Below are 26,858 nucleotides of genomic sequence, written 5' to 3'. Positions count from 1 at the left end.
ATCAGAGTAAAACTCAATGATACGAGGTTTTCACCTCAGCCAGTCGACTTCTGCTTTCGCTTGCTGCCGTCTGTGTGGTGCGCATTATAGAGATCATGCAAAACTGATCAAGATCTTTTTTACAGAAATATGATCGACCGAACACTTTTTAAACGATCCTTGAAAAAAGCCTGCTATTTTATTTATAAATCAGTCGATTTCTGTATTTAAGGTTGTGACTCTGCGCACTTCTCGAAGATCCGGCTGGTATCTACGCGGTCTTTTTAGTTCGTATTGGTATAGATACTGTCCCAGCTCTCTTAAAAACGGGATTGCGACTTCTTCCCTTTGATACAGGTCGTCGTTAAGGATGTCATTTTCATTGGCATAAACCACAGCCGTGATGAAAAACTCCACCTGCTGCTGTAAATCAACGATATAAGCGCCATCGATAATATGACCATAAGCCCAGCCAGCTTTATTAAAGATACGGATATGTGGTGGCAGCTGCTGAGCTTTACCACCAAACAACAAGAATTTGGAATAGTTATCTGGGTATTGTGCCGCATCATATAGCGGACTAGTGCTATCCGGCGGCAACATCGCCATATAACGCAGTACCAGGTCGCGATCTTCAGGTTTTATTTGAAAACGTTGTTGCTGGCTGAACAACTGAGGAAAGATTATGCGCTTTATTACACTATCGAAATCTGCCGCACTGAAACGATTCTTGTCAGTAAAATCCATCGGCAACTTAACAAGCTCATTGTCTTTTATATAGGCTTTACCCAGCGTTGGGTTATTTAAATTTGTATAGTGACTTTGGGTGCTGCGTGCCGGAAGCGTCAGAAGCGGCTTGCCTTTCGCGTCGACAAACCGTACTGGATTGAATTGACGATTTTGCTCAGTGGTTAAAGGCAGACTAAGCCGGTGATTAACCATGCTGTTTGTCAGACCTTTAGCTGCCAAACGCTGGTTAATAAAATCCTGCCCCAATAATTCGTACAGTCGGTTGCTGCCGTCATTATCACTTACCAACAATATCTTCTTTATATACTGTGCGATGCTGGGCAAGCCGTTTAACGCCGTAGGATCGTCAGCCTGAGCTGACTGCCAATCGGTTGCGGCATCAGTCAGCATAGTGGTGTTGGAATTCAAGCCTGCGATATTCTGCTCTGCCAACCACTCTAACGCCAGCAAGGCTATCGGCAGTTTAACCGTACTGGCTGGATAAAAATAACGCTCGTTATCCAAACCGTACTGATAGTAAATCAAAGTAGGTTTGTTATCGGCGTCACGGTCAATCTGCGTATAAATTATTTGTAAGCGGTGAGGTTCAGGGTTTGCCAATACTTGCTGTAACAAGGGATATTGCTGCGTGACACCGGATAGCAGAGGCTGTAACGGTTTATAGTGTATTTCAGTCGTTGCTGTAGCATCACTAATAACCGGTAGACTAAGTAATAGTAAGCACAGTAATGCTTTTTGCATGACAATACCTGGCGTTGAGTTAAAACACCATAGTACGGATTAGCTAGCGGAAAAACAAACGGGCATAAAAAAGCCGGGCTGAGCCCGGCTTTTTAGTTCCTTAGCGATTACTCAGCTGCAGTTTCTTCAACTGGCAGTGCGTCCACTTCTGGACGATCGACTAACTCGATGTAAGCCATAGGAGCGTTATCACCGGCACGGAAGCCACACTTCAAAATACGAGTGTAACCACCTGGACGCGCATTGTAACGCGGGCCCAGCACGTTGAATAACAAACCTACTACTTCCTTATCACGAGTACGGGCGAAAGCTAAACGGCGATTTGCAACGCTGTCATTCTTTGCCAGCGTGATCAATGGCTCGATCACACGACGTAACTCTTTTGCCTTTGGCAACGTCGTTTTGATGATTTCGTGCTTCACCAACGAACTAGCCATGTTGCGGAACATCGCCGTACGGTGACTGCTGTTCCTATTTAATTGACGACCACTCTTGCGATGGCGCATGATCTATTCCTTCTCACTAAACCAGAAACTGGTATCTGATTAGTCTTTATTTACCAGACTCGCTGGCGGCCAGTTCTCTAAGCGCATGCCTAGTGATAAACCGCGTGATGCCAGCACGTCTTTGATTTCGGTAAGCGACTTTTTACCCAGGTTAGGTGTTTTAAGTAACTCAACCTCGGTACGCTGAACCAGATCACCAATGTACTGAATCTGCTCTGCCTTCAAGCAGTTAGCAGAACGAACTGTTAATTCCAAATCATCGACCGGACGTAACAGAATCGGATCAAACTCCGGCTTCTCTTCGCGTTTTTCCGGTTCGCTCTTATCGCGCAGTTCGACGAAGAACTCTAGCTGTTCAGCCAGAATTGTTGCTGCACGGCGAATGGCTTCCTCTGGCTCTACTGTGCCGTTGGTCTCCATATCGATGATCAGTTTGTCCAGGTCGGTACGCTGTTCTACCCGCGCTGCTTCAACTGAGTAGGCTATACGCTCTACCGGGCTGAAAGAGGCATCAAGTAACAGACGACCGATAGGACGCTCGTCATCATCTGAGGACAAACGCGCTGATGCAGGCACATAACCACGGCCACGTTCAACTTTCAGACGCATACTGAATTCAGTCTCGCCAGTCAGGTTGCAAATAACGTGTTCAGGGTTGGTAATGACCACACCGTCGCCATGCTGGATATCTCCAGCGGTTACAGGGCCAGCACCTTTCTTCATCAAAGTCAGCGTGACTTCATCTTTGTCTTCCAGGCGAACGGCAAGGCCTTTCAGGTTCAGCAGGATATCAATGATATCTTCCTGGACACCTTCTTTGGCACTGTACTCATGGAGCACGCCGTCAATCTCAACTTCAGTCACTGCACAACCTGGCATTGACGAAAGAAGAATACGACGTAACGCGTTGCCCAAGGTATGCCCGAAACCGCGCTCAAGTGGTTCCAAAGTAACTTTGGCACGAGTTGGGTTGATTTTTTCGATACCAACTAATCTCGGCTTAAGGAATTCGGTGACAGAACCCTGCATTGTATCCTCTCTTAACAATTAGCTTTACTTAGAGTAAAGCTCGACGATTAACTGTTCGTTGATGTCAGCAGACAAGTCTGAACGCTCAGGCAGACGTTTGAATACGCCTTCCAGTTTCGTGTTATCTACTTCAATCCAAGTTGGCTTCTCACGTTGTGCAGCTACTTCAAGCGCAGCACCAATACGGGCTTGCTTTTTCGCTTTCTCACGTACAGAGATAACTTGTTCAGGCAATACTTTGTATGATGGAATGTTCAGCACTTGACCATTAATCATAATGGCTTTGTGGCTAACCAGCTGACGTGCTTCAGCGCGCGTACTGGCCAAACCCATACGGTATACAACGTTGTCTAAGCGTGACTCTAACAACGCTAACAGGTTTTCACCTGTATTACCTTTCAAACGAGCAGCTTCCTTGTAATAGTTACGGAACTGCTTTTCTAATACGCCATACATACGACGTACTTTTTGTTTCTCGCGTAACTGTAAACCGTAGTCTGATAAGCGACCGCGACGTGCGCCGTGCTGACCAGGAGCTGTAGTTAAGTTACACTTTGAATCGATTGCCCTTACGCCGCTCTTCAGGAACAGATCTGTACCTTCGCGACGACTCAGTTTGAGCTTAGGACCCAAATATCTTGCCATCTTCTTTCTCCAATAATCCGTGAAGCGCTGTAATTACACGCGACGTTTTTTAGGTGGACGGCATCCGTTATGCGGGATAGGCGTCACGTCGGTGATATTTGTGATCTTGTAACCAGCGGCGTTCAGAGCACGAATCGCTGATTCGCGGCCTGGGCCTGGGCCATTCACAAACACTTCAAGGTTCTTCAGACCATATTCCAGCGCAGCAGTGCCCGCGCGCTCTGCAGCCACCTGAGCAGCAAACGGAGTAGATTTACGTGAACCACGGAAACCTGAACCGCCAGCAGTTGCCCAACACAGTGCATTGCCCTGACGATCAGTAATCGTCACGATGGTGTTGTTGAAAGAAGCATGGATATGAGCCATACCATCAGAAACTTGCTTTTTTACCCGTTTACGAGTACGAACTGGTGCTTTAGCCATGTTGAATCACCTTATTTCTTAATCGCTTTACGTGGGCCCTTGCGGGTACGCGCATTAGTTTTAGTGCGCTGACCACGGACTGGCAGACTACGACGATGGCGCAGGCCACGGTAGCAACCTAAGTCCATTAAACGCTTAATATTTAATGTGATTTCACGGCGTAAGTCACCTTCTACGGTGTACTTAGCAACTTCGTCACGAAGCGTATCTAACTGTGCATCTGATAACGATGCAATTTTAGTACTTTCTTCAATACCCACTGCAGCTAAAATCGATTTAGCGCGGGTTTTACCGATACCATAAACATAGGTTAAAGAGATAACCGCATGCTTATTATCGGGGATGTTAATGCCAGCGATACGGGCCACTAACGTTCTCCTTTAATAGAGTTTAAATAAGCCAATTTGAAAAGCCCGTAAGGATACTCAAATGGCGCTGATATTGCAAACAATAAAGGGGCTCAACCAATTAGTTAAGCCCGCAGTATCATTTTGTTCTGCTATTAGCCTTGGCGCTGTTTGTGCTTTGGCTCACTGCAAATTACGCGAACTACGTTATTACGTTTGATCACTTTGCAGTTACGGCAGATCTTCTTAACGGAAGCTCGTACTTTCATAACTTAACTCCGCAAACTATCTTAACGGCCATAGCCTTTAAGATTTGCCTTTTTAAGCACAGAGTCATATTGATGAGACATCAAATGCGTCTGTACCTGTGCCATAAAGTCCATTATAACGACAACGATGATCAGCAGTGATGTACCGCCGAAATAGAACTGAACGTCCCACGCTACCATCATGAACTCAGGAACTAAACAGATAAAGGTTATATACAGGGCACCCGCTAAGGTTAACCGTGTCATCACTTTATCGATGTATTTTGATGTCTGCTCACCAGGACGGATCCCAGGAATAAAGGCACCAGATTTCTTAAGATTGTCAGCTGTATCACGCGGGTTAAACACCAACGCAGTATAGAAGAAGCAAAAGAAAATTATGGCCGCGGAGTATAACATCATATACAACGGTTGTCCCGGAGATAATGTTAATGCTAATTCCTGTAAGAAATTAGCCACCACGCCTTCACCTGAACCAAACCAACTGGCAATCGTTCCAGGGAACAGAATTATGCTAGAAGCAAAAATTGGTGGTATAACGCCAGCCATATTTACTTTTAACGGTAAATGGCTACTTTGCGCAGCAAAAACCTGACGGCCCTGCTGACGTTTGGCATAGTTGACCACAATACGACGCTGGCCGCGTTCAAAGAACACCACAAACCAGGTAATCGCGATTACGATCACACCTATTGCAACTAACAGTAAAAAGTGCAAATCGCCTTGACGTGCCTGCTCTATCGTCTGGCCAATGGCAGACGGGAAGCCGGCAACAATACCGGTAAAGATTAACAACGATATACCATTACCAATGCCGCGCTCTGTAATTTGCTCACCTAACCACATTAAAAACATGGTGCCGGTAACCAAGCTGATTACCGCAGTAAAGTAAAATGCAAAGCCAGGGTTAATAACTAACCCTTGCATCATGTTCGGCAGACCAGTAGCTATACCAATGGCCTGTAACGTTGCTAATGCTAAAGTACCGTAGCGCGTCATCTGATTTATTTTACGCTTTCCAGCCTCGCCTTCTTTTTTCAATTCAGCCAGAGTGGGGTGAACCACCGTTAACAGCTGCACGATAATAGACGCGGAGATGTAGGGCATAATGCCCAACGCAAACACAGAAGCACGCTCAAGTGCGCCACCGCTGAACATGTTAAACATTTCAACGATGGTGCCCTTTTGTTGCTCGAATAACTGAGCCAGCACGGCGGCGTCAATTCCAGGAATTGGCACAAAGGAGCCTAACCGAAAAACGATTATGGCCAAAAGTACAAACAACAGACGGGCTTTCAGTTCACTGAAACCGCCTTTTGCACTTCTTGAGTCCGAACCTGGTTTAGCCATCGCGTACTATCCTTATTATTCTTCGACTTTACCGCCAGCGGCTTCGATAGCAGCACGCGCGCCTTTGGTTGCACCTAAACCTTTTACGGTTACCGGGCGAGTGATCTCACCAGACAGTACAACTTTAGCGAACTTAACTGTGCGGGCAATGATATTAGCTTCCATCAGGCTAGCCAGATCAACTACATCACCTTTTACCGCTGCCAGTTCGTGCAAACGAACTTCAGCAGAAACCAAAGATTTCTGTGAAGTGAAACCAAACTTAGGTAGACGCTGTTTCAAAGGCATTTGACCGCCCTCAAAACCAGGACGTACTTTACCACCAGAACGTGATTTCAAACCTTTATGACCACGACCCGCAGTTTTACCTAAGCCAGAGCCGATACCACGACCCACGCGGCGCTTTTCTTTCTTAGCACCAGGTGCCGGAGCAAGAGTATTTAATAACATCTGTTACTCCTCCACTTTAACCATGTAATACACTGCGTTGATCATACCGCGAACTGAAGGTGTATCTTCAACTTCGACAGTGTGACCGATGCGGCGTAAACCTAACCCAGTTAACGATGCCTTGTGCTTCGGTAAACGACCGATGCTTGACTTCGTTTGGGTTACTTTAATTGTCTTCTTCGCCATGGCAGATTACCCCAGAATGTCGTCAACGCGTAGACCGCGTTTAGCAGCTATTTGAGCTGGCGACTTAACAGTCGACAGAGCATTAATAGTTGCGCGAACTACGTTGATTGGGTTAGTTGAGCCGTAACACTTAGACAAAATGTTTTGTACACCAGCAACTTCCAGTACGGCGCGCATTGCACCACCGGCGATCAAGCCAGTACCTTCAGCTGCAGGTTGCATGTAAACATTTGAACCTGAGTGCACACCACGGGTTGGGTGGTGTAACGTGTTACCGTTCAATTCAACTTGGGTCATGTTGCGACGTGCTTTTTCCATTGCCTTTTGAATAGCAGCTGGAACTTCACGTGCTTTACCATAACCAAAACCAACGCGACCATTACCGTCACCAACTACGGTCAAAGCAGTAAAGGAGAAAATACGACCACCTTTAACAACTTTAGACACGCGGTTTACTGCAACAAGCTTCTCTTGTAAATCAGATTGTTGTTTAGCTTCTTCGTTAGCCATGAGCTACTCCTAGAACTGAAGACCGGCTTCACGCGCCGCGTCAGCCAAAGCTTGTACGCGACCATGATACTGGAAGCCACTGCGGTCAAAAGCACAAGCAGTAACGCCTTTGGCTACTGCGCGTTCGGCAATCGCTTTACCTACAGCCTTAGCAGCGTCTACGTTACCAGAGTACTTAAGCGATTCTTTAATAGAAGCTTCTAAGGTAGAAGCTGCCGCAATCACTTCAGCATTTGGTGCGATAAGCTGGGCGTAGATGTGACGTGGTGTACGGTGTACAACCAGGCGATTCGCACCTTGTTCGATAATGTTTCTGCGGGTGCGTTTGGCACGGCGCAGACGAGCAAGTTTCTTATCCATCGTCCTACCCTACTTTTTCTTCGCTTCTTTACGACGCACGTTTTCATTTGCATAGCGTACACCCTTGCCTTTATATGGCTCTGGTTTACGGTATGCCCGGATGTTAGCGGCAACCTGACCAACTAATTGCTTATCAGCACCTTTGACCATTACTTCTGTCTGGGTTGGCGTTTCAATAGTGATACCGTTAGGTACCTGAAACACTACCGGGTGAGAGAAGCCCAGGCTCAGGTTTAATACTTTACCTTCTGCTTTAGCACGGTAACCAACACCAACCAGCTCTAATTTCTGAGCGAAGCCTTCAGTTACACCAGTAACCAGGTTGTTGATCAACGCACGGGCAGTTCCCGCTTGTGCATTAGCATTATCGAAACCGTCGCGAGGATTGGTACGTAGAACGTTACCATCAACAACGATTTCAACTGCTGGGTTAACATCTAATGTTAACTCGCCGTTTTTGCCCTTGAATGACACTACCTGACCGTTTTGCGTTACAGTAACGCCAGCAGGAATAGTGACAGGGGCTTTAGCAACACGAGACATAGATTACTACCTCCGTTACGCTACGTAGCCAATGATTTCGCCACCGATACCAACCTTGCGCGCGGCGCGGTCAGTCATTAGTCCTTTAGATGTTGACACGATGGCCACACCTAAACCGCCCATTACCTTAGGTAATTCGCCACGCTTCTTATAGATGCGTAAACCTGGACGACTAACACGATCGATAGTTTCAATTACAGATTTGCCCTGGAAGTACTTTAAAGTAACTTCCAGCTCTGGCTTAACATCACCAGAAACCGCGAAATCAGCGATGTAACCTTCGTCTTTTAATACTTTCGCAATAGATACCTTCAATTTTGAAGATGGCATCTTAACCGCAACTTTATTGGCTGACTGGCCGTTGCGAATGCGAGTAAACATATCCGCTACTGGATCTTGCAAACTCATAGCTCGTTACTCCCGTGATTCTTACCAGCTAGCCTTACGAAGGCCAGGAATTTCACCGCGCATCGCCGCTTCACGGACCTTGATCCGGCTCATGCCGAATTTACGCAGGTAACCGTGTGGACGACCTGTTACACGACAACGATTACGTTGACGCGAAGGGCTTGAATCACGCGGCAACGTCTGTAACTTCAGAACGGCTGCCCAACGGTCTTCGTCAGAAGTCGCTGGATTAGCAATCGCATCTCTCAGTTCATGACGCTTTGCAGCGAATTTGGCTACCAGTTGTGCACGCTTTAATTCGCGGGCTTTCATTGATTGTTTTGCCATGACCCTACACCTTATTTCTTGAATGGGAAGTTAAACGCGGCAAGTAAAGCACGTCCTTCGTCATCGGTACGCGCGGTAGTCGTAATAGTGATATCTAAACCACGTACTGCGTCTACTTTATCGTAATCGATTTCTGGGAAAATGATTTGCTCGCGTACACCCATGCTGTAGTTACCACGGCCATCGAATGACTTCGGGTTTACACCACGGAAGTCACGGATACGCGGGATTGCAATAGAGACTAAACGCTCTAAGAATTCCCACATACGCTCGCCGCGCAGGGTCACTTTTGCGCCAATAGGGTAGCCTTCACGGATTTTGAAACCAGCGACTGACTTACGTGCCTTAGTAACCAGAGGTTTCTGGCCGGCAATAGCAGTTAAATCTGCTACTGCGTTATCAAGGATCTTTTTGTCAGCTACGGCTTCACCCACACCCATATTGAGTGTGATTTTAACAATCCGAGGGACTTGCATGACGCTGGTGTAGCCAAACTGTTTAAACAGTTCTGGGACTACGGTGTCTTTGTAAATTTCATGCAGTTTCGCCATCGTATTACTCCAATAGCAATTAAATTACTTCGTTATTCGACTTGAAGAAACGCACTTTCTTGCCATCTTCAAGGCGGAAACCTACACGATCTGCTTTACCCGTTTTAGAGTTAAAGATCGCTACGTTTGAAACATGAATTGAGGCTTCTTTCTCAACGATACCACCTGGCTGGTTCAGAGCCGGTACAGGCTTCTGATGCTTTTTAACCAAGTTAACGCCGGAAACATAAACACGACCTTCTGCTACTAATACTTTAGTAACTTTACCGCGCTTACCCTTGTCCTTACCAGTAAGAACAACAACCTCATCATCACGACGGATTTTACTAGCCATGGTGACTCCTTACAGTACTTCTGGTGCCAGAGACACGATCTTCATAAACTTATCGCCACGAAGTTCACGTGTAACAGGCCCGAAAATACGAGTGCCGATCGGTTCCAGCTTGCTGTTTAACAACACTGCTGCATTGCGATCAAAACGGATCAAAGAACCGTCCTGACGGCGTACGCCTTTGCGTGTACGCACCACCACTGCATTCAGTACATCACCTTTTTTAACTTTACCGCGCGGAATTGCTTCCTTGACAGTAACTTTGATGACGTCACCAATTGCAGCATAACGGCGATGTGAACCACCTAAGACCTTAATACACATTACGCTGCGCGCGCCGCTGTTGTCTGCGACTTCCAGCATAGATTGCATCTGGATCATCTTAGTGCTCCGCTATTCTACTAAATAACCCTCACGGGCTACGCTGCTTACGATATAAACTACCCCCTGACAAGAGGGCGCGTGATTATAACAGCACTCTTACCAAAAAGGTAGCGCAAAATAAAAGCGGCTCCAAAAAGGAGCCGCTTTTCACATCTTAACGAATTAAGATGCTGATACGACTACAGCTACCAGGGTCCAAGACTTAGTCTTGGACAAAGGACGGCATTCACGAATAGTGACTACATCGCCTTCTTTACACTGATTAGTTTCGTCATGTACGTGCAGCTTGGTAGTACGCTTAATGAACTTCCCGTAAATAGGGTGTTTCACTGAACGTTCAATCGCAACAGTAATAGACTTGTCCATTTTGTTGCTGATCACTTTACCTTGCAGTGTACGAATATTTGTTTCAGTCATTACGCACCTGCCTTCTCGGTTAAGATGGTCTTAACGCGCGCGATATCACGACGCACCTGCTTAAATAAATGCGTTTGAGCTAACTGACCAGTAGCTAATTGCATGCGCAGGTTGAACTGCTCACGTAATAAGCCCAGTAATTCAGCGTTTAACTCTTCAACACTTTTCGCTTTTAATTCGCTGGCTTTCATCACATTACCGTCCGCGTTACAAAGGTTGTCTTAAATGGAAGCTTAGCAGCAGCAAGTGTAAATGCATGACGCGCTAACTCTTCAGACACACCGTCCATTTCATACAGGACTTTGCCAGGTTTAATCTGACACACCCAGTACTCAACAGAACCTTTACCACTACCCATACGTACTTCCAGCGGCTTAGCAGTGATTGGCTTGTCTGGGAACACACGGATCCAGATTTTACCAACACGTTTAACAGCGCGCGTCATAGCACGACGTGCAGATTCAATTTGACGTGAAGTCATCTGACCACGTTCTAAAGATTTCAGTGCATATGTACCGAAAGATACTTTGTCACCAACCTGGGCTAAACCACGGTTACGACCTTTGTGCACTTTGCGAAATTTTGTACGTTTTGGTTGCAACATCGCTCAATACCCCTACTTAGCCTTACGTGCCGGTTTTTTCGGCGCTTTAGGCTGGTTGTTATTGTTGGCGTTGTTGGTGTTGTTGTTCAATGGCAGAGCTCCTAAGATCTCGCCTTTGAAAATCCACACTTTCACACCAATGATACCGTAAGTAGTCAGTGCTTCTGAGGTATTGTAATCGATGTCAGCACGCAGAGTGTGAAGTGGCACGCGGCCTTCACGGTACCACTCTGAACGAGCGATTTCTGCGCCGCCCAAACGGCCGCTAACTTCAACTTTGATACCCTTGGCACCGATACGCATGGCGTTTTGTACCGCACGCTTCATAGCACGACGGAACATTACACGACGCTCCAACTGGCTGCTGATTGAATCAGCAACTAATTTGGCATCCAGCTCAGGCTTGCGGATTTCAGAGATGTTAATCTGCGCAGGTACGCCAGCGATGGCTGCTACTTGCTTGCGGATTTTCTCAACATCTTCACCTTTCTTACCGATGATTACGCCTGGACGCGCAGTGTGAATAGTCACACGGATGCTTTTCGCAGGGCGTTCAATATCGATCCGGCTAACTGACGCGGCTTTCAGTTCTTTTGTCAGATACTGACGAACTTTAAAGTCACCGTTTAAGAAATCCGGGAAGTCTTTCGTATTCGCGAACCAGGTTGAGCTCCATGGCTTAGTGATACCTAGGCGAATACCATTAGGATGTACTTTCTGTCCCATTTCTATCTCCTAGTTATCAGCTACAACCACAGTGATGTGGCTGGTACGCTTGACGATACGGTCAGCACGACCTTTAGCACGTGGCTTGATGCGCTTCATAGACGGACCTTCATCAATGAAGATAGTCTTAACTTTCAGCGTATCAATATCCGCACCTTCATTGTGCTCAGCGTTGGCAATGGCTGATAAAAGTACCTTTTTAACTAACTCCGCAGCCTTTTTCGGGCTGTAAGTCAGTACGTTCAGCGCCTTATCTACTGACAATCCGCGCACCTGATCAGCGACCAGACGGGTTTTTTGTGCAGAAGAACGGGCAAATTTGTGTTTAGCTAATGCTTGCATCATTTACCCCTTAGCGCTTCTTGGCCTTTTTGTCGGCTGCATGACCACGGTAAGTACGAGTAGGTGCAAATTCACCTAACTTGTGACCAACCATCTCTTCCGAGACAAACACCGGTACATGTTGACGACCATTATGGACAGCGATGGTCAAACCGATCATATCAGGTATGATCATTGAACGACGGCTCCAAGTCTTAATAGGCTTCTTGTCACCGCTTTCCAACGCTTTCTCTACCTTCTTCAGCAAGTGAAGGTCAATAAATGGACCTTTCTTGAGAGAACGTGGCATGGCAATTCCTCACAAATTATTTATCACGACGACGTACGATAAGTTTATCAGTACGCTTGTTTGAACGAGTTTTGTAACCCTTCGTTGGAACGCCCCATGGAGATACAGGGTGACGACCACCAGAAGTTTTACCTTCACCACCACCGTGTGGGTGATCAACCGGGTTCATTACCACACCACGTACGGTTGGGCGAACGCCGCGCCAGCGCATAGCACCAGCTTTACCGTATTGACGTAACATATGTTCCGCGTTGCCGATCTCACCGATAGTCGCGCGACAATCTGCTAATACTTTACGTACTTCACCACTGCGTAAACGCAGAGTAACGTACTCACCGTCACGAGCCAGAATTTGAACAAAAGCGCCAGCAGAACGAGCTAACTGACCACCTTTACCTGGTTTCATTTCGATGTTGTGTACTACCTGACCGACTGGAATATTGCGCAGTGGTAGCGTGTTGCCGGCTTTGATTGGTGATTCCATACCTGAAACCACTGTATCGCCAGCCTTCAAGCCTTTAGGGGCCAGAATATAACGACGCTCACCGTCTGCGTATAACACCAGTGCGATGTTAGCTGTACGGTTTGGATCGTACTCTAAACGCTCAACTTTGGCAGGAATGCCATCTTTGTTGCGCTTGAAGTCAACTAAACGGTAATGTTGCTTATGACCACCACCGATATGACGGGTAGTGATGCGACCGTTGTTGTTACGACCACCTGTTTTTGAATTTTTCTCTAACAAAGGCGCATAAGGCTTGCCTTTGTGCAGGTCTGGGTTAACCACTTTTAATACGTGGCGACGACCTGGTGACGTAGGTTTACACTTTACAAGTGCCATTTCCTAACTCCTCTTCTTACTCAGCGCCGCCAACGAAATCGATTTCGCTGCCTTCTTTAAGAGTCACGTAAGCTTTTTTCCAATCGCTACGCTTGCCCATACGCGCACCAGTGCGCTTGGCTTTACCCTTAACGTTAACAGTACGCACACCAACGACTTCAGTTTCGAACAGTTTTTCAACTGCTGCTTTAACATCAGCTTTAGTCGCAGTAGTGGCTACCTTGAAAACGACTGTATTGTGTTTTTCTGCCGACACAGTGCTCTTTTCAGATACGTGTGGTGCCAGAATAACTTTCAGTAAACGTTCTTCGCGGATCATGCTAAAAGCTCCTCAAGTTGCTTAACTGCAGCAGCAGTCATTAACACTTTGTCGAATGCGATTAAGCTGACCGGGTCGATACCGTGTACGTCACGCACGTCAACCTTGTACAGGTTACGTGCAGATAAGAACAGGTTCTCATCCACTTCGTTAGTCACAATTAACACGTCTTTTAAGTCCATAGATTTTAACTTTGCAGATAAATCTTTGGTCTTTGGCGTATCAACAGCGAAATTTTCCACCACGATTAAACGCTCTTGACGCACTAATTCTGACAGGATGCTTTGGATCGCACCACGATACATTTTACGGTTTACTTTCTGGCTGTGATCTTGTGGCTTAGCCGCAAATGTCACACCGCCTCCGCGCCAAATTGGGCTGCGGATAGTACCAGCACGCGCGCGGCCAGTACCTTTTTGACGCCATGGCTTCTTGCCGCCACCGCGTACTTCAGAACGTGTCAGCTGAGCGCGGGTACCCTGACGGGCGCCGGCAGCGTAAGCTACAACGACCTGATGAACCAAAGCTTCATTAAACTCACGTCCAAAGGTAGCTTCGGAAACTTCAAGAACGCCTTGAGCGTCTCGTAATGCTAATTCCATCACTTATCTCCTCAGACGTTAGCTTTTAACAGCTGGTTTAACGATCACGTCACCACCGATAGCACCAGGTACTGCACCTTTTACTAACAGCAAGTTACGCTCTGCGTCTACACGAACCACTTCCAGTGACTGCACGGTTACGCGCTCAGCACCCAAGTGACCAGCCATTTTTTTACCCTTGAATACTTTACCTGGTGATTGGTTCTGACCAATTGAACCCGGTGCACGGTGTGACAAAGAGTTACCGTGAGTAGCATCCTGAGTACGGAAATTCCAGCGCTTAACAGCACCAGCAAAACCCTTACCTTTTGATGTGCCAGACACATCAACTTTTTTCGCTTCAGCGAAAATTTCAACCGTAATTTCGCTGCCGACAGTGATGTCAGCACCTTCGTTATCTGTCAGGCGGAATTCCCACAGACCACGACCAGCATCCACGCCCACTTTAGCGAAGTGGCCTGCTTCCGGCTTGCTCATGCGGCTTGCCTTAACAGTACCAGCAGTCACTTGCAGTGCGCTGTAACCGTCTGTCTCTGCAGTTTTAACTGCAGTTACACGGTTTGGTGTCGCTTCGATTACGGTTACTGGAATTGAAACGCCGTCTTCAGTGAAGATGCGAGTCATTCCCACTTTACGACCGACTAGACCGATAGCCATTTCCTAAACCCCTCTATAAACCTGTCTGATTAGCCCAGGCTGATTTGAACGTCAACGCCAGCAGGCAAATCTAAACGCATCAGCGCATCAACAGTTTTTTCTGTTGGCTCAACGATGTCGATTAAACGCTTGTGGGTACGGATTTCGTACTGATCACGTGCATCTTTATTTACGTGAGGAGAAATCAATACAGTGAAACGTTCCTGGCGAGTAGGAAGTGGAATAGGACCACGTACCTGTGCGCCCGTACGCTTAGCTGTGTCAACGATTTCCATAGTTGACTGATCGATCAAACGGTGATCGAACGCTTTCAGACGGATGCGAATCCTTTGATTACTCATGTATTCAAAGCCTCAAAGAGCAAAAAGAGCAAAAATAAACACAAGCTATCCAACCACTAAGTGGGGATGCCCATGCACCAAAGTTACGTTTGCTCCCCAATTGGGAGCACTGTAAGCGTTAAATAACTCTAAAGTTTATCTAACGAGCCAGTCAGAATTGTATCGACTGGCCGCGCATTATACTGAAACCAACGTATAACGCAAGTGTTGGTTATAAAATGCACTACAAAATATCGTTTAACTCGAAGCCCACACCAAACCGTGTTACCGAGCGGTTATAATCAATCAGGCTGTCTCCATAACCGTTAAACAGTTCGGCATAAAAGCGGATATGTTTATTGAACGGCACCGAGTACGACACTTTCAGCGCGCCTTTATTGTCGCTGCGCAGGCTATTACGCACCATCATGCGCCAGGTGGCATTATCCTGCTTATACGCCGCTGACAATTCAAACCAACCCATATATTTGGTGATATCCGGATTATCATCGCCATTCGGGTCTTGCGGCGTATCTTTGCGGTCTTCTTTAAAGCGATACCAGGGTTCAAAGTTAATAAACACATTACCAATGGACGTTACCCAACTGAGTTTAAGCCGGTTCCAGCTGCGTGATAACTCGCCGGCACGGCCATTTGACTGGTGCGATAAGCTCAAACTGATAATACGGCTGGCGGCCTCTTCATAATTCTTGTAATGCGGCAGCATCAGGATCAGTTCGGGTTCATAGTTATTTTCCCGAAACGGTGATGACACTTCGCTGTTATAGGCCTGCCACCAGGCCTGCTGGGTAAAAGCGAAAAACAGATAACCATTATCTTTGTAGATTTTAGTCCATAGCGGCGTTTTAAGACTGAGCTGAAACTTAGCTTCAATATTATCGGATGGTGCACTGCTACCGTCCCTTACCAGGGTAGCAGCAATGCCATCTACATAGGTAAATGGCATCAGGTAATTGTTTTCATGCGGCAATAACGTAAAAGGCGCATATGTATCCCACTGCTCGGCTTTCATCCTTTTGTCCAACGCATCCGCAGCTGAAACCTGGAATGCTAACAGCCCTATTAAGCCGGCAAGGTATTTCATAATTATCCCTAATACTAAAAGTGCTCTGCTGCTAAATTATCGATTACCGCTGAATCATGCCTTAACAGTGCCAACAAACCCGCGGCTTTTGGCAAAATGCGGCTAAAGTAATAGGCTGCTGTATGCTGTTTCGCTGTAATAAAGTCTGCACTGTGGACACTGGGTTGCAATGCAGCCAGGTTTTTATACCACATATAGCCGTACAGCACATATGACACTAATGCTAAATAGTCACAGGCCGCGGCACTTTGCGCACGGCTGTCTTGCGCCAGTAGCCCTGCGGTCAGACTTTGCAACTGCGTAATATGAGGTTCTAAAGCTGCTGCTGCATCAATGGGCGTTTCAGCCAGCTCGGTTTTGATATCGCCAAGCAATGTCAGCAACACAGCACCTTTGTCTGCAGCCACTTTGCGTAACATAAAGTCTGCTGCTTGAATGCCGTTAGTACCTTCGTATATCTGTGCGATGCGCACATCCCTTACCAGCTGCTCCATGCCCCACTCTTTCACATAGCCATGGCCGCCGAATACCTGTTGTGCGGTAACGCAAGCGTCAAAACCCTGATCGGTCATAAACGCTTTGGCTATTGGCGTTAGCAGGTTAGCCCGCTGCAATGATGCTGCACAGTCGTCATACTTTGCTCTGTCCAATAACGACGCCACCCAGGTAGCAAAGCTGCGGCCGGCTTCATTCATCGCTTTTATATTCAGCAGCATCCGACGCACATCGCTATGGCCGATGATCGGCTCAGCTTTATTTGCATCTTTGTGCGCAATACGGCCCTGCAAACGCTCCCTGGCATAGCTAACTGCATTCTGATAAGCACGCTCAGCAGCCCCCAGCCCCTGACTACCCATCGACAGCCGCTCATAGTTCATCATGGTAAACATACAAGCGAGGCCACGGTTTGGCTCACCAATTAGATAGCCTTTAGCATCGTCAAAGTTTAGTACGCATGTTGCGGAACCATTAATACCCATCTTATGCTCGATAGAGCCAACTGTTACGCCATTACGCTCTGCTGGTTCTCCGCCGGCATCAGGCAAATACTTAGGTACCAAAAATAATGAGATGCCGCGGCTACCGGCCGGCGCATCAGGCAACTTGGCTAACACCAGGTGAATGATATTACCGGTTAAATCATGCTCGCCGGCTGTAATAAATATCTTAGAGCCGTTAAGAGCATAACTGCCATCGGTGTTAGGTTTAGCGGTTGTACGCATAATGCCGAGATCAGAACCGGCATGAGATTCGGTTAAACACATAGTGCCCGACCACTCACCGCTATACATTTTCGGCAAGTACAAAGCTCTGGTGTCTTCATCCGCGTGTTGCAATAGTGCAACACAGGCGCCGGCGGTTAAGCCCGGATATAACGAAAAGGCGATATCGGAGCTGCAAAGCATTTCATCTACCATCATTGATAGTGCTTTTGGCATGCCCATGCCACCGTATTGCGGGTCGCCACTCAAACTGGTCCAGCCACCCTCGCTTAAACTTTGGTAAGCGGTGTAGTAATGCTGCGGCAACGTCACTTTACCGTCCTGCAGCTGCGCACCGCGCTTATCTGCATCAGCAGCAAAAGGCGCTATCTGCTGCTCACAGATTTTTGCTGCCTCTTCCAGAATGGCTTTTGCTGTGTCGGCTTCAATAAGCTCTTGTAGTTGCGGTTGCTGTTGCCACCAGCTATCGAGCTGCCACACATTAAATAGGTTAAAACAGATATCGTTAAGAGGGGCTTGATATTGGCTCATGCAATTTGCCTTACTAACTGGACTGATGAGCTTAAGCATGGCACAGCTTAAGTTTTCAAACAAGCGTTTGAATATATCTTTATGGCTAAATTTCAGGCAACAAAAAAGGCCCCGCAGGGCCTTTTTCAATCTCAGCGCATTACGCCAGGATTTTTGATACTACACCAGCACCTACTGTACGGCCGCCTTCACGGATAGCGAAGCGTAAACCTTCGTCCATCGCGATTGGGCAAATCAGCTCAACAACAAACTTCAGGTTGTCGCCTGGCATTACCATTTCTACGCCTTCTGGCAGCTCAACGGCGCCAGTTACGTCTGTAGTACGGAAGTAGAACTGTGGACGGTAACCTTTGAAGAACGGAGTATGACGACCGCCTTCTTCTTTTGACAACACGTACACTTCGCCTTCGAACTTAGTGTGTGGCTTGATTGAACCTGGCTTAGCAAGTACCTGACCACGTTCTACGTCTTCACGCTTAGTACCACGTAACAGTGCACCAATGTTCTCGCCTGCACGACCTTCGTCTAACAGCTTACGGAACATCTCAACACCTGTACAAGTAGTCGCTACTGTATCTTTGATACCTACGATTTCTACCGTCTCACCAACTTTTACGATACCTTGCTCTACACGGCCTGTTACTACAGTACCACGACCAGCAATTGAGAATACGTCTTCGATTGGCATGATGAATGGCTTATCAATCGCACGTACCGGCTCTGGGATATACGTATCTAACGCTTCGCCCAGCTCCAGAATTTTCTTTTCCCACTCTGCATCGCCTTCCAGGCCTTTCAGCGCTGAACCACGGATTACTGGTAAATCATCACCTGGGAAGTCGTAGTCTGAAAGAAGCTCACGCACTTCCATTTCTACCAGCTCTAACAGCTCTTCGTCATCTACCATGTCACACTTGTTCATGAACACGATGATGTAAGGTACGCCTACCTGACGTGATAACAGGATGTGCTCACGCGTCTGTGGCATAGGACCGTCAGTCGCAGCAACAACCAGAATTGCACCGTCCATCTGGGCAGCACCAGTGATCATGTTCTTAACATAGTCAGCGTGGCCTGGGCAGTCTACGTGTGCGTAGTGGCGTGTTGGCGTATCGTATTCAACGTGTGACGTGTTGATTGTGATACCACGTGCTTTTTCTTCTGGCGCTTTGTCGATTTGATCGAAAGCAAATGCCTGACCGCCGTATGTCTTAGCCAGTACGTTGGTGATTGCTGCAGTTAAGGTAGTTTTACCGTGGTCAACGTGACCAATGGTGCCTACGTTTACGTGCGGTTTATTACGTTCAAATTTAGCCTTAGCCATGAATAGACCCTTCTTTATTTAATTGCGGCCTGCCTTAGCAGGCCATACTTTAAGTTATTAATATGCTCTACGCGCAGCAATGATAGCTTCTGTTACGTTACTAGGAGCTTCCGCATAGTTCAATGGTTCCATTGAGTATGAGGCGCGACCCTGACTTAACGAACGCATGTTGGTTGCATAACCAAACATTTCAGATAGCGGCACATGCGCATCAACGATTTTGATACCACCAGGTGCATCTTCCATACCGTTGATAATACCGCGACGACGATTTAAATCACCGACGATATCACCCATAAAGTCTTCCGGTGTTACCACCTCAACTTTCATAATCGGTTCAAGAATGACCGGCTTGGCTTGCAGTGCACCTTTCTTGAAGCCCATTGACGCAGCGATTTTAAACGCCATTTCATTTGAGTCAACATCGTGGTACGAACCGTCAAACACTGTAACTTTAACGTCAATTACCGGGTAACCAGCAAGCACGCCGTTTTTCATTTGCTCCTGAATACCTTTATCAATAGCCGGAATATATTCCTTCGGAATCACACCGCCTATTACTGCATTCACAAACTGATAACCAGCGCCTTCTTCTTGCGGTTCAATTTTCAGCCAACAATGGCCAAACTGACCCCGACCACCAGACTGACGGACAAACTTACCTTCTACTTCAGTGGCCGCACGCAGAGTTTCGCGATAAGAAACCTGTGGCTTACCCACATTAGCTTCAACCTTAAACTCACGACGCATACGATCAACGATAATGTCCAAGTGTAATTCGCCCATACCAGAGATAATCGTCTGGCCGGTTTCCTCGTCAGTATGCACTCGGAAGGACGGATCCTCTGCGGCCAGTTTACCCAGCGCGACACCCATTTTTTCCTGATCAGCTTTGGTCTTCGGCTCGACGGCAACTGAGATTACTGGCTCCGGAAATTCCATGCGCTCTAGTGTAATCACATGCTCAGGTGAACATAAAGTGTCACCTGTTGTTACGTCTTTAAAACCGATACCTGCGGCAATATCACCGGCACGTACTTCTTTAATTTCCTGACGGTTGTTAGCGTGCATCTGCACGATACGACCAATACGTTCTTTTTTCATTTTAATGGGATTATATACGGTATCACCAGAGTTGATTACACCAGAATAAACCCGGAAAAAAGTTAACGTACCCACAAAGGGGTCAGTTGCAATTTTAAACGCCAATGCTGAAAAAGGCTCTTCATCACTTGAGTGACGCTCACCTTCAGACTCATCTTCATTGATACCGGTAATCGCCTTAACTTCGGTTGGCGAAGGTAAATATTCAATTACCGCATCCAGTACAGCCTGTACACCTTTGTTCTTAAATGCAGAACCACACAACACAACAACGGCTTCGTTGCGTAAAGTTAGCTGACGCAGTGCCGCTTTAATTTCAGCTTCACTGAATTCACCGCCCTCTAAATAGCGTTCCATCATCTCTTCGCTAGCTTCCGCTGCAGCTTCGATCAAATTTTGCCGCCACAACTGACAATCTTCTACCATATCAGCAGGGATCTCTTCATAAGTAAATGTCATCCCCTGGTCTTCCATATTCCAGTTAATGGCTTTCATCTTAATCAGATCAACAACACCAGCAAAGTCGTCTTCAGCACCTATTGGCAACTGAATTGGAACTATGGTGCTGTTAAGACGGGTTTGCGCTTGCTTTACGACGCGTAAAAAATTGGCGCCTGTGCGGTCCATTTTATTAACGAAGATCATCCGCGGCACTTCATACTTGTTGGCCTGACGCCATACAGTTTCCGTTTGCGGCTGTACCCCTGATGACCCACACAACACCACGACAGCACCATCTAATACCCGTAACGAACGCTCAACTTCAATAGTGAAGTCTACGTGGCCCGGTGTATCAATAATATTGACGCGATGCTGCTCAAACTGAGCATTCATACCAGCCCAAAATGTCGTAGTTGCAGCCGAGGTAATAGTAATACCTCGCTCCTGCTCCTGCTCCATCCAGTCCATGGTCGCTGCGCCATCGTGTACTTCACCAATCTTGTGTGACAGACCAGTGTAGAACAGCACGCGCTCAGTAGTTGTGGTTTTACCCGCGTCTACGTGAGCACAGATACCAATGTTACGGTAGCGTTCTATTGGGGTTGTACGTGCCACAATACTATCCTCTTGTTAAGACTTGCTTACCAACGGAAATGGGCGAACGCTTTGTTAGCTTCGGCCATACGGTGCACGTCTTCACGTTTTTTCACTGCAGAACCTTTATTGTCAACGGCATCCAGCATTTCACCAGCTAAACGCTGTGCCATTGATTTTTCACCACGTTTACGGGCAGCCTCAACTAACCAGCGCATGGCCAGAGCATTACGACGTACAGGACGTACTTCACACGGTACCTGGTAGGTAGAACCACCAACACGGCGTGATTTAACTTCAACTGTAGGACGAATGTTGTCCAGAGCTACTTCAAAAATGTCTAAATGTTCTTTCTTAGACTTGGTAGCAGCTAATTCTAATGCGCCGTATACAATTGATTCGGCTGTAGATTTTTTACCGTCGACCATAACGACGTTTACAAACTTGGCAAGTAATTCACTTCCGAATTTAGGATCTGGAAGAATTTTACGTTGACCTATGACGCGTCTTCTTGGCATTCGTAACTCCGATTGCTTCAGGTGATTCCAAAACTTTTAATACATTAAAGAAAAAAAGTTGTTTAGTTTGGCCTTACTAACGGAGTACCGTTATTTCTTAGGCCGCTTGGCGCCGTACTTAGAACGGGCTTGTTTACGATCTTTAACGCCAGCACAATCTAATGTGCCGCGTACGGTGTGATAACGCACACCTGGCAGGTCTTTTACCCGGCCACCGCGAATAAGCACAACACTGTGCTCTTGCAGGTTATGGCCTTCACCACCAATGTAAGAAGAAACTTCGAATCCGTTAGTTAAACGAACACGGCATACTTTACGTAATGCTGAGTTTGGCTTCTTAGGTGTAGTGGTGTATACACGGGTACAAACACCACGCTTCTGCGGGCAAGCTTCAAGCGCCGGAACGGTGCTCTTGGCTACCTTCTGGCTGCGCGGCTTACGCACTAGCTGGTTGATTGTTGCCATTAAATACTCCTGGTTAATATATACCCAATAAACGTGAAAATTCCGCACCCCAAATTTGGGGTCGCGGAATTCTAATGGTCAAGCTTTGACCTGTCAAGGAACAATGCCAATTGCTGCAAATTTAAGCAGCAATTAGCTGTGTTTCCTTGTTTACTCGTCGTTGCCGGATAAGTCCATATTCAGTGCATCAGACAATGCCTGCTCTGCCATTTCTGAACTCATTGCCGGTTCAACAACTTCGGCATTGCCGCCACGTTGACGCTGACGGATACGATTTTGGTGATACGCAAAACCTGTACCTGCCGGGATCAAACGGCCGACAATAACGTTTTCTTTCAGACCGCGCAGTTCGTCAATCTTGCCACCAACAGCGGCTTCAGTCAGAACACGAGTCGTTTCCTGGAACGAGGCTGCCGAGATGAACGAGTCAGTCGACAATGACGCCTTGGTAATACCCAGCAATGAACGCTCATACTGTGCTGGCATTTTGCCAGCAGCTTCCAGGTCACGGTTTGCGATGTTCACGCGCGCCACTTCAGCCTGTTCGCCTTCTAAGAACTCACTGTCGCCAGGGTGAGTGATTAAGCACTTACGCAACATCTGACGAATAATGGTCTCGATGTGCTTATCGTTGATCTTAACGCCCTGTAAACGGTATACGTCTTGCACTTCGTTCACAATGTAGCTTGCAACATGGTGTACGCCACGCAGACGCAGAATATCATGTGCTGACTCTGGGCCTTCAGAGATTACTTCGCCTTTCTCAATGCGCTCACCCTCAAACACATTGACCTGACGCCATTTCTGGATCATCTCTTCATGCACATCACCCTGCTCTGGCGTAATTAACAAACGACGCTTGCCTTTTGTCTCTTTACCAAAGCTGATCACACCAGAGATTTCGGCCAGGATGGCTGGATCTTTTGGCTTCCGCGCTTCGAACAAGTCAGCAACGCGCGGCAGACCACCGGTGATGTCGCGTGTTTTCGAGCTTTCCTGCGGAATACGCGCTAATACTTCACCCGATTTAACGGTCGCACCATCGGTTACTTCGATAGTGGTAAAGCTTGGTAAACGAATTTCCTGCAACGCGCCGTCATCCATAGTCAGGATAAGTTTTGGCTCTTTAGCGTTAGCCTTAGCCAAGTCTTTAACTACGGTACGGGTTAAGCCGGTTAGCTCATCCGTTTGTACTTCGGTGTTGGTATCATCAACGTCACTGTGATTAACCTTGGCACCACGCTCAACAATGATTGGGTGTGAGTGCGGATCCCAGTTCGCCACAATTTGGCCAGCTGCTATCTTGGCGTTATCGTCCGTCGTCAGGATTGAACCGTACGGCAGTTTATAACGCTCTTTCTCGCGACCCAGCTCGTCAAACACGGTGACCTCAGCAGAGCGTGAGGTAATAACGATTTTGTTATCGGCATTACGCACAAACTTGGCGTTTTGCAGTTTCAAAGTACCGGCAGTTTTAACCTGTACGCTGTTTTCTGCAGAAGCCCGTGAAGCCGCACCACCGATGTGGAAAGTACGCATCGTCAGCTGTGTACCCGGCTCACCGATTGACTGAGCAGCAATAACACCCACTGCCTCGCCAGCGTTGATCAGGTGACCACGTGCTAAGTCACGACCATAACATTTGGCACATACACCAAAGTCGGTTTTACAGGTAATTACCGAACGTACGTGTACTTCATCGATAGAATTTTGCTCTAACGCATCACATAATTGCTCGTCTAGCATAGTGCCATCAGCAACCAGCACTTCGCCGTTTGTGGGTGACACCACATCACCGATAACCACACGGCCCAGAACCCGCTCACGCAGACCTTCTACCACATCACCACCTTCAATCAGCGGTTTCATGATAATGCCCTGGTCGGAACCACAATCGTGCTCAGTAACAACCAGATCTTGTGCTACATCTACCAGACGGCGAGTCAAATAACCTGAGTTAGCTGTTTTAAGTGCAGTATCGGCCAAACCTTTACGCGCACCGTGAGTAGAGATGAAGTACTGTAATACGCTTAAGCCTTCACGGAAGTTCGCCGTGATTGGCGTTTCGATGATAGAACCATCTGGTTTTGCCATCAGACCACGCATCGCTGCAAGCTGACGGATCTGCGCAGGAGAGCCCCGCGCGCCAGAGTCGGCCATCATATAAACAGAGTTAAATGACTGCTGCTGAACAGTATTACCGTCACGGTCAACCACATCTTCTTTTGACAGGTTGTCCATCATCGCCTTAGATAACACTTCGTTGGCGGTAGACCAGATATCGATAACTTTGTTGTACTTTTCACCGGCGGTAACCAGACCTTGTTGGAATTGATCCTGGATCTCGGCTACTTCAGCTTCAGCTGCGTCGATGATTTCAGTTTTTGCAGCCGGGATAACCATATCGTTAATACCAACCGATACGCCTGATAACATAGCGTAATGGAAGCCGGTATACATGATTTGGTCTGCTAGAATAACAGTTTTCTTCAAACCGATACGACGATATGCACCGTTTAATAAGCGTGAAATTTGTTTCTTACCCATCGCCAGGTTGATTGAATCAAAGGCTAAGCCTTCTGGCAAAATAGAATAAAGAATTGCACGACCAACAGTGGTATCACGAACGGCTGTAGTCTCAGTACGAGTACCATCTTCAGCAAATTCTACTTCAGTAATACGCACTTTTACTTTAGCGTGCAGGCTGGCACAGTCTGCGCGGAAGGCTTTTTCAGCTTCTTTCGCACTCTTGAACATCATGCCTTCGCCTTTGGCGTTTACTGCATCACGTGTCATGTAGTACAAACCCAATACAACGTCCTGTGAAGGTACGATGATAGGCTCGCCATTTGCAGGTGACAGAACGTTATTGGTCGACATCATCAATGCACGAGCTTCTAACTGCGCTTCGATGGTTAACGGCACGTGTACTGCCATTTGGTCACCGTCGAAGTCGGCGTTGTAGGCCGCACACACCAATGGGTGCAACTGGATAGCTTTACCTTCGATAAGAACCGGTTCAAACGCCTGAATACCTAAACGGTGCAGTGTTGGTGCACGGTTTAATAGTACTGGATGTTCACGTATTACTTCGTCTAAAACGTCCCATACTGCACCTTCTTCACGCTCAACCATTTTCTTGGCAGCTTTGATGGTAGTGGCTAAACCACGTGCTTCGAGCTTGCCATAGATAAAGGGTTTAAACAATTCCAGTGCCATTTTCTTCGGCAGACCACACTGGTGTAAACGCAGTGTTGGACCTACGGTAATAACCGAACGGCCAGAGTAGTCAACACGCTTACCTAACAAGTTCTGACGGAAACGACCTTGCTTACCTTTGATCATATCGGCCAAAGATTTCAGTGGGCGTTTGTTAGAACCGGTAATGGCACGGCCACGACGACCGTTGTCTAACAGCGCATCTACAGCTTCTTGTAACATACGCTTTTCGTTGCGTACGATAATGTCAGGCGCAGATAAATCTAGCAGACGCTTCAGACGGTTGTTACGGTTGATCACGCGACGATATAAATCGTTCAAGTCTGAGGTAGCAAAACGGCCGCCGTCCAGTGGTACCAACGGACGTAAATCCGGCGGCAGTACCGGTAGCACTGTCATAATCATCCACTCCGGCTTATTACCAGAAGTGTGGAAGGCTTCCATCAGTTTCAGACGCTTGCTGATTTTCTTACGCTTGGTTTCAGAGTTGATGGTTGGCAGCTCTTCACGCATTTGCTTGATTTCTGTCGCCAGCTCAATGCCTTTTAAGATATCCAGAATTGCTTCGGCACCCATTTTGGCTTCGAACTCATCGCCATGCTCTTCCAGCACGTCAAGGTATTCTTCTTCAGTCAGCATTTGACGACGTTCTAACGAAGTCATACCTGGCTCTGTTACTACATAGCTTTCAAAATACAGCACGCGCTCGATGTCGCGCAGTGTCATATCTAACAGCAAACCGATACGGCTTGGCAGTGATTTTAAGAACCAAATGTGGGCCGTTGGGCTGGCCAGCTCAATGTGGCCCATACGCTCACGACGTACCTTGGTTAAGGTAACTTCAACCCCACATTTTTCACAGATCACACCACGGTGCTTTAAGCGCTTGTACTTACCACACAGACACTCGTAATCTTTTACCGGGCCAAAAATACGGGCGCAGAATAAACCGTCACGCTCGGGTTTAAAGGTACGGTAGTTGATCGTTTCTGGCTTTTTCACTTCACCAAAGGACCATGAACGGATCATGTCCGGCGAAGATAAACCGATACGGATAACATCAAACTCTTCGGTCTTAGTTTGTTGTTTCAGAAACTTTAATAAATCTTTCACCTTAGCTCTCCTGTA

General features: G+C 47.2%; 36 protein-coding genes. All 36 read right to left on the bottom strand.

Features of this window, described 5'->3' with window-relative positions:
* Positions 1–189: 189 nt before the first annotated feature.
* On the bottom strand, positions 190–1,470 hold the full coding sequence (locus I4W93_RS20145) for a serine hydrolase (RefSeq protein ID WP_205313715.1): 1,281 nt from the start codon (positions 1,468–1,470) through the stop codon (positions 190–192).
* Positions 1,471–1,577: 107 nt separating this feature from the next.
* Positions 1,578–1,976: a 50S ribosomal protein L17 gene (rplQ, locus tag I4W93_RS20140; RefSeq protein WP_027672166.1), complete on the bottom strand. Its 399-nt coding sequence runs from the start codon at positions 1,974–1,976 to the stop codon at positions 1,578–1,580.
* A gap of 39 nt (positions 1,977–2,015) precedes the next feature.
* A complete protein-coding gene (locus tag I4W93_RS20135; RefSeq protein ID WP_205313716.1) occupies positions 2,016–3,005 on the bottom strand; it encodes a DNA-directed RNA polymerase subunit alpha in 990 nt (329 codons plus the stop codon).
* Positions 3,006–3,029: 24 nt separating this feature from the next.
* On the bottom strand, positions 3,030–3,650 hold the full coding sequence (gene rpsD, locus I4W93_RS20130) for a 30S ribosomal protein S4 (RefSeq protein ID WP_068238290.1): 621 nt from the start codon (positions 3,648–3,650) through the stop codon (positions 3,030–3,032).
* Positions 3,651–3,683: 33 nt separating this feature from the next.
* On the bottom strand, positions 3,684–4,073 hold the full coding sequence (gene rpsK, locus I4W93_RS20125; protein ID WP_040552629.1) for a 30S ribosomal protein S11: 390 nt from the start codon (positions 4,071–4,073) through the stop codon (positions 3,684–3,686).
* Between the two features lie 11 nt (positions 4,074–4,084).
* On the bottom strand, positions 4,085–4,441 hold the full coding sequence (rpsM, locus tag I4W93_RS20120; RefSeq protein WP_027672162.1) for a 30S ribosomal protein S13: 357 nt from the start codon (positions 4,439–4,441) through the stop codon (positions 4,085–4,087).
* Between the two features lie 134 nt (positions 4,442–4,575).
* The gene (gene rpmJ / locus I4W93_RS20115; RefSeq protein WP_008950799.1) at positions 4,576–4,689 is read right to left on the bottom strand and encodes a 50S ribosomal protein L36; all 114 of its coding nucleotides are present in this window, start codon (positions 4,687–4,689) and stop codon (positions 4,576–4,578) included.
* A 21-nt stretch (positions 4,690–4,710) separates the two neighbouring features.
* Entirely contained in the window at positions 4,711–6,039 is a 1,329-nt protein-coding gene (gene secY, locus I4W93_RS20110; RefSeq protein WP_205313717.1) for a preprotein translocase subunit SecY, read from the bottom strand.
* A 15-nt stretch (positions 6,040–6,054) separates the two neighbouring features.
* Entirely contained in the window at positions 6,055–6,489 is a 435-nt protein-coding gene (rplO, locus tag I4W93_RS20105) for a 50S ribosomal protein L15 (protein WP_205313718.1), read from the bottom strand.
* A 3-nt stretch (positions 6,490–6,492) separates the two neighbouring features.
* The gene (gene rpmD, locus I4W93_RS20100) at positions 6,493–6,675 is read right to left on the bottom strand and encodes a 50S ribosomal protein L30 (RefSeq protein WP_027672159.1); all 183 of its coding nucleotides are present in this window, start codon (positions 6,673–6,675) and stop codon (positions 6,493–6,495) included.
* A 6-nt stretch (positions 6,676–6,681) separates the two neighbouring features.
* Entirely contained in the window at positions 6,682–7,185 is a 504-nt protein-coding gene (rpsE, locus tag I4W93_RS20095) for a 30S ribosomal protein S5 (protein ID WP_068238299.1), read from the bottom strand.
* Between the two features lie 9 nt (positions 7,186–7,194).
* Entirely contained in the window at positions 7,195–7,545 is a 351-nt protein-coding gene (rplR, locus tag I4W93_RS20090; RefSeq protein ID WP_027672157.1) for a 50S ribosomal protein L18, read from the bottom strand.
* Between the two features lie 9 nt (positions 7,546–7,554).
* Positions 7,555–8,088: a 50S ribosomal protein L6 gene (gene rplF / locus I4W93_RS20085; protein ID WP_205313719.1), complete on the bottom strand. Its 534-nt coding sequence runs from the start codon at positions 8,086–8,088 to the stop codon at positions 7,555–7,557.
* A 15-nt stretch (positions 8,089–8,103) separates the two neighbouring features.
* Positions 8,104–8,496 (bottom strand): 30S ribosomal protein S8, encoded by a 393-nt coding sequence (gene rpsH / locus I4W93_RS20080; RefSeq protein WP_205313720.1) that lies wholly within the window; start codon positions 8,494–8,496, stop codon positions 8,104–8,106.
* A 21-nt stretch (positions 8,497–8,517) separates the two neighbouring features.
* Positions 8,518–8,823: a 30S ribosomal protein S14 gene (gene rpsN, locus I4W93_RS20075; RefSeq protein ID WP_068238311.1), complete on the bottom strand. Its 306-nt coding sequence runs from the start codon at positions 8,821–8,823 to the stop codon at positions 8,518–8,520.
* Between the two features lie 11 nt (positions 8,824–8,834).
* On the bottom strand, positions 8,835–9,374 hold the full coding sequence (gene rplE, locus I4W93_RS20070; protein WP_068238316.1) for a 50S ribosomal protein L5: 540 nt from the start codon (positions 9,372–9,374) through the stop codon (positions 8,835–8,837).
* 19 nt (positions 9,375–9,393) lie between these two features.
* A complete protein-coding gene (gene rplX, locus I4W93_RS20065; protein ID WP_068238319.1) occupies positions 9,394–9,708 on the bottom strand; it encodes a 50S ribosomal protein L24 in 315 nt (104 codons plus the stop codon).
* Between the two features lie 9 nt (positions 9,709–9,717).
* A complete protein-coding gene (rplN, locus tag I4W93_RS20060; RefSeq protein ID WP_132585980.1) occupies positions 9,718–10,086 on the bottom strand; it encodes a 50S ribosomal protein L14 in 369 nt (122 codons plus the stop codon).
* A gap of 165 nt (positions 10,087–10,251) precedes the next feature.
* Positions 10,252–10,506, bottom strand: a complete 255-nt coding sequence (gene rpsQ, locus I4W93_RS20055; protein WP_027672150.1) for a 30S ribosomal protein S17 — start codon at positions 10,504–10,506, stop codon at positions 10,252–10,254.
* Positions 10,506–10,697 (bottom strand): 50S ribosomal protein L29, encoded by a 192-nt coding sequence (gene rpmC, locus I4W93_RS20050; RefSeq protein WP_008224486.1) that lies wholly within the window; start codon positions 10,695–10,697, stop codon positions 10,506–10,508. The genes rpsQ and rpmC overlap by 1 nt, the downstream gene beginning before the upstream one ends.
* The gene (rplP, locus tag I4W93_RS20045) at positions 10,697–11,110 is read right to left on the bottom strand and encodes a 50S ribosomal protein L16 (protein WP_019677723.1); all 414 of its coding nucleotides are present in this window, start codon (positions 11,108–11,110) and stop codon (positions 10,697–10,699) included. Before rplP ends, rpmC begins: the two co-directional genes overlap by 1 nt.
* Before the next feature lie 12 nt (positions 11,111–11,122).
* The gene (gene rpsC / locus I4W93_RS20040; protein ID WP_008224489.1) at positions 11,123–11,836 is read right to left on the bottom strand and encodes a 30S ribosomal protein S3; all 714 of its coding nucleotides are present in this window, start codon (positions 11,834–11,836) and stop codon (positions 11,123–11,125) included.
* Positions 11,837–11,845: 9 nt separating this feature from the next.
* Positions 11,846–12,178 (bottom strand): 50S ribosomal protein L22, encoded by a 333-nt coding sequence (rplV, locus tag I4W93_RS20035; protein WP_019677721.1) that lies wholly within the window; start codon positions 12,176–12,178, stop codon positions 11,846–11,848.
* Positions 12,179–12,188: 10 nt separating this feature from the next.
* Positions 12,189–12,467: a 30S ribosomal protein S19 gene (rpsS, locus tag I4W93_RS20030; RefSeq protein WP_019677720.1), complete on the bottom strand. Its 279-nt coding sequence runs from the start codon at positions 12,465–12,467 to the stop codon at positions 12,189–12,191.
* Positions 12,468–12,483: 16 nt separating this feature from the next.
* On the bottom strand, positions 12,484–13,308 hold the full coding sequence (gene rplB / locus I4W93_RS20025; RefSeq protein WP_205313721.1) for a 50S ribosomal protein L2: 825 nt from the start codon (positions 13,306–13,308) through the stop codon (positions 12,484–12,486).
* A gap of 16 nt (positions 13,309–13,324) precedes the next feature.
* On the bottom strand, positions 13,325–13,627 hold the full coding sequence (rplW, locus tag I4W93_RS20020; RefSeq protein ID WP_173502777.1) for a 50S ribosomal protein L23: 303 nt from the start codon (positions 13,625–13,627) through the stop codon (positions 13,325–13,327).
* The gene (gene rplD, locus I4W93_RS20015; protein ID WP_205313722.1) at positions 13,624–14,229 is read right to left on the bottom strand and encodes a 50S ribosomal protein L4; all 606 of its coding nucleotides are present in this window, start codon (positions 14,227–14,229) and stop codon (positions 13,624–13,626) included. Before rplD ends, rplW begins: the two co-directional genes overlap by 4 nt.
* 18 nt (positions 14,230–14,247) lie before the next feature.
* Positions 14,248–14,886, bottom strand: a complete 639-nt coding sequence (rplC, locus tag I4W93_RS20010; RefSeq protein WP_068238335.1) for a 50S ribosomal protein L3 — start codon at positions 14,884–14,886, stop codon at positions 14,248–14,250.
* Positions 14,887–14,915: 29 nt separating this feature from the next.
* Positions 14,916–15,227 carry a 30S ribosomal protein S10 gene (gene rpsJ, locus I4W93_RS20005; protein WP_008899121.1) on the bottom strand — a complete coding sequence of 104 codons (312 nt, stop codon included), beginning with the start codon at positions 15,225–15,227 and terminating at the stop codon, positions 14,916–14,918.
* Between the two features lie 223 nt (positions 15,228–15,450).
* Positions 15,451–16,311, bottom strand: a complete 861-nt coding sequence (locus I4W93_RS20000) for a phospholipase A (protein ID WP_205313723.1) — start codon at positions 16,309–16,311, stop codon at positions 15,451–15,453.
* 14 nt (positions 16,312–16,325) lie between these two features.
* A complete protein-coding gene (locus I4W93_RS19995; RefSeq protein ID WP_205313724.1) occupies positions 16,326–18,065 on the bottom strand; it encodes an acyl-CoA dehydrogenase family protein in 1,740 nt (579 codons plus the stop codon).
* A 139-nt stretch (positions 18,066–18,204) separates the two neighbouring features.
* Positions 18,205–19,389 (bottom strand): elongation factor Tu, encoded by a 1,185-nt coding sequence (tuf, locus tag I4W93_RS19990; protein ID WP_205313744.1) that lies wholly within the window; start codon positions 19,387–19,389, stop codon positions 18,205–18,207.
* A gap of 57 nt (positions 19,390–19,446) precedes the next feature.
* Entirely contained in the window at positions 19,447–21,549 is a 2,103-nt protein-coding gene (fusA, locus tag I4W93_RS19985) for an elongation factor G (RefSeq protein ID WP_205313725.1), read from the bottom strand.
* 26 nt (positions 21,550–21,575) lie between these two features.
* Positions 21,576–22,046 (bottom strand): 30S ribosomal protein S7, encoded by a 471-nt coding sequence (gene rpsG / locus I4W93_RS19980; RefSeq protein WP_027672433.1) that lies wholly within the window; start codon positions 22,044–22,046, stop codon positions 21,576–21,578.
* 90 nt (positions 22,047–22,136) lie between these two features.
* The gene (rpsL, locus tag I4W93_RS19975; RefSeq protein WP_019677787.1) at positions 22,137–22,511 is read right to left on the bottom strand and encodes a 30S ribosomal protein S12; all 375 of its coding nucleotides are present in this window, start codon (positions 22,509–22,511) and stop codon (positions 22,137–22,139) included.
* A 150-nt stretch (positions 22,512–22,661) separates the two neighbouring features.
* A complete protein-coding gene (gene rpoC / locus I4W93_RS19970) occupies positions 22,662–26,843 on the bottom strand; it encodes a DNA-directed RNA polymerase subunit beta' (protein ID WP_205313726.1) in 4,182 nt (1,393 codons plus the stop codon).
* Positions 26,844–26,858 lie beyond the last annotated feature (15 nt).

It is taken from the genome of Rheinheimera maricola (assembly GCF_016918075.2).
GTDB classification, from domain to species: Bacteria; Pseudomonadota; Gammaproteobacteria; order Enterobacterales; family Alteromonadaceae; genus Alishewanella; species Alishewanella maricola_A.
This window is presented reverse-complemented; position numbering and strand designations above follow the sequence as displayed.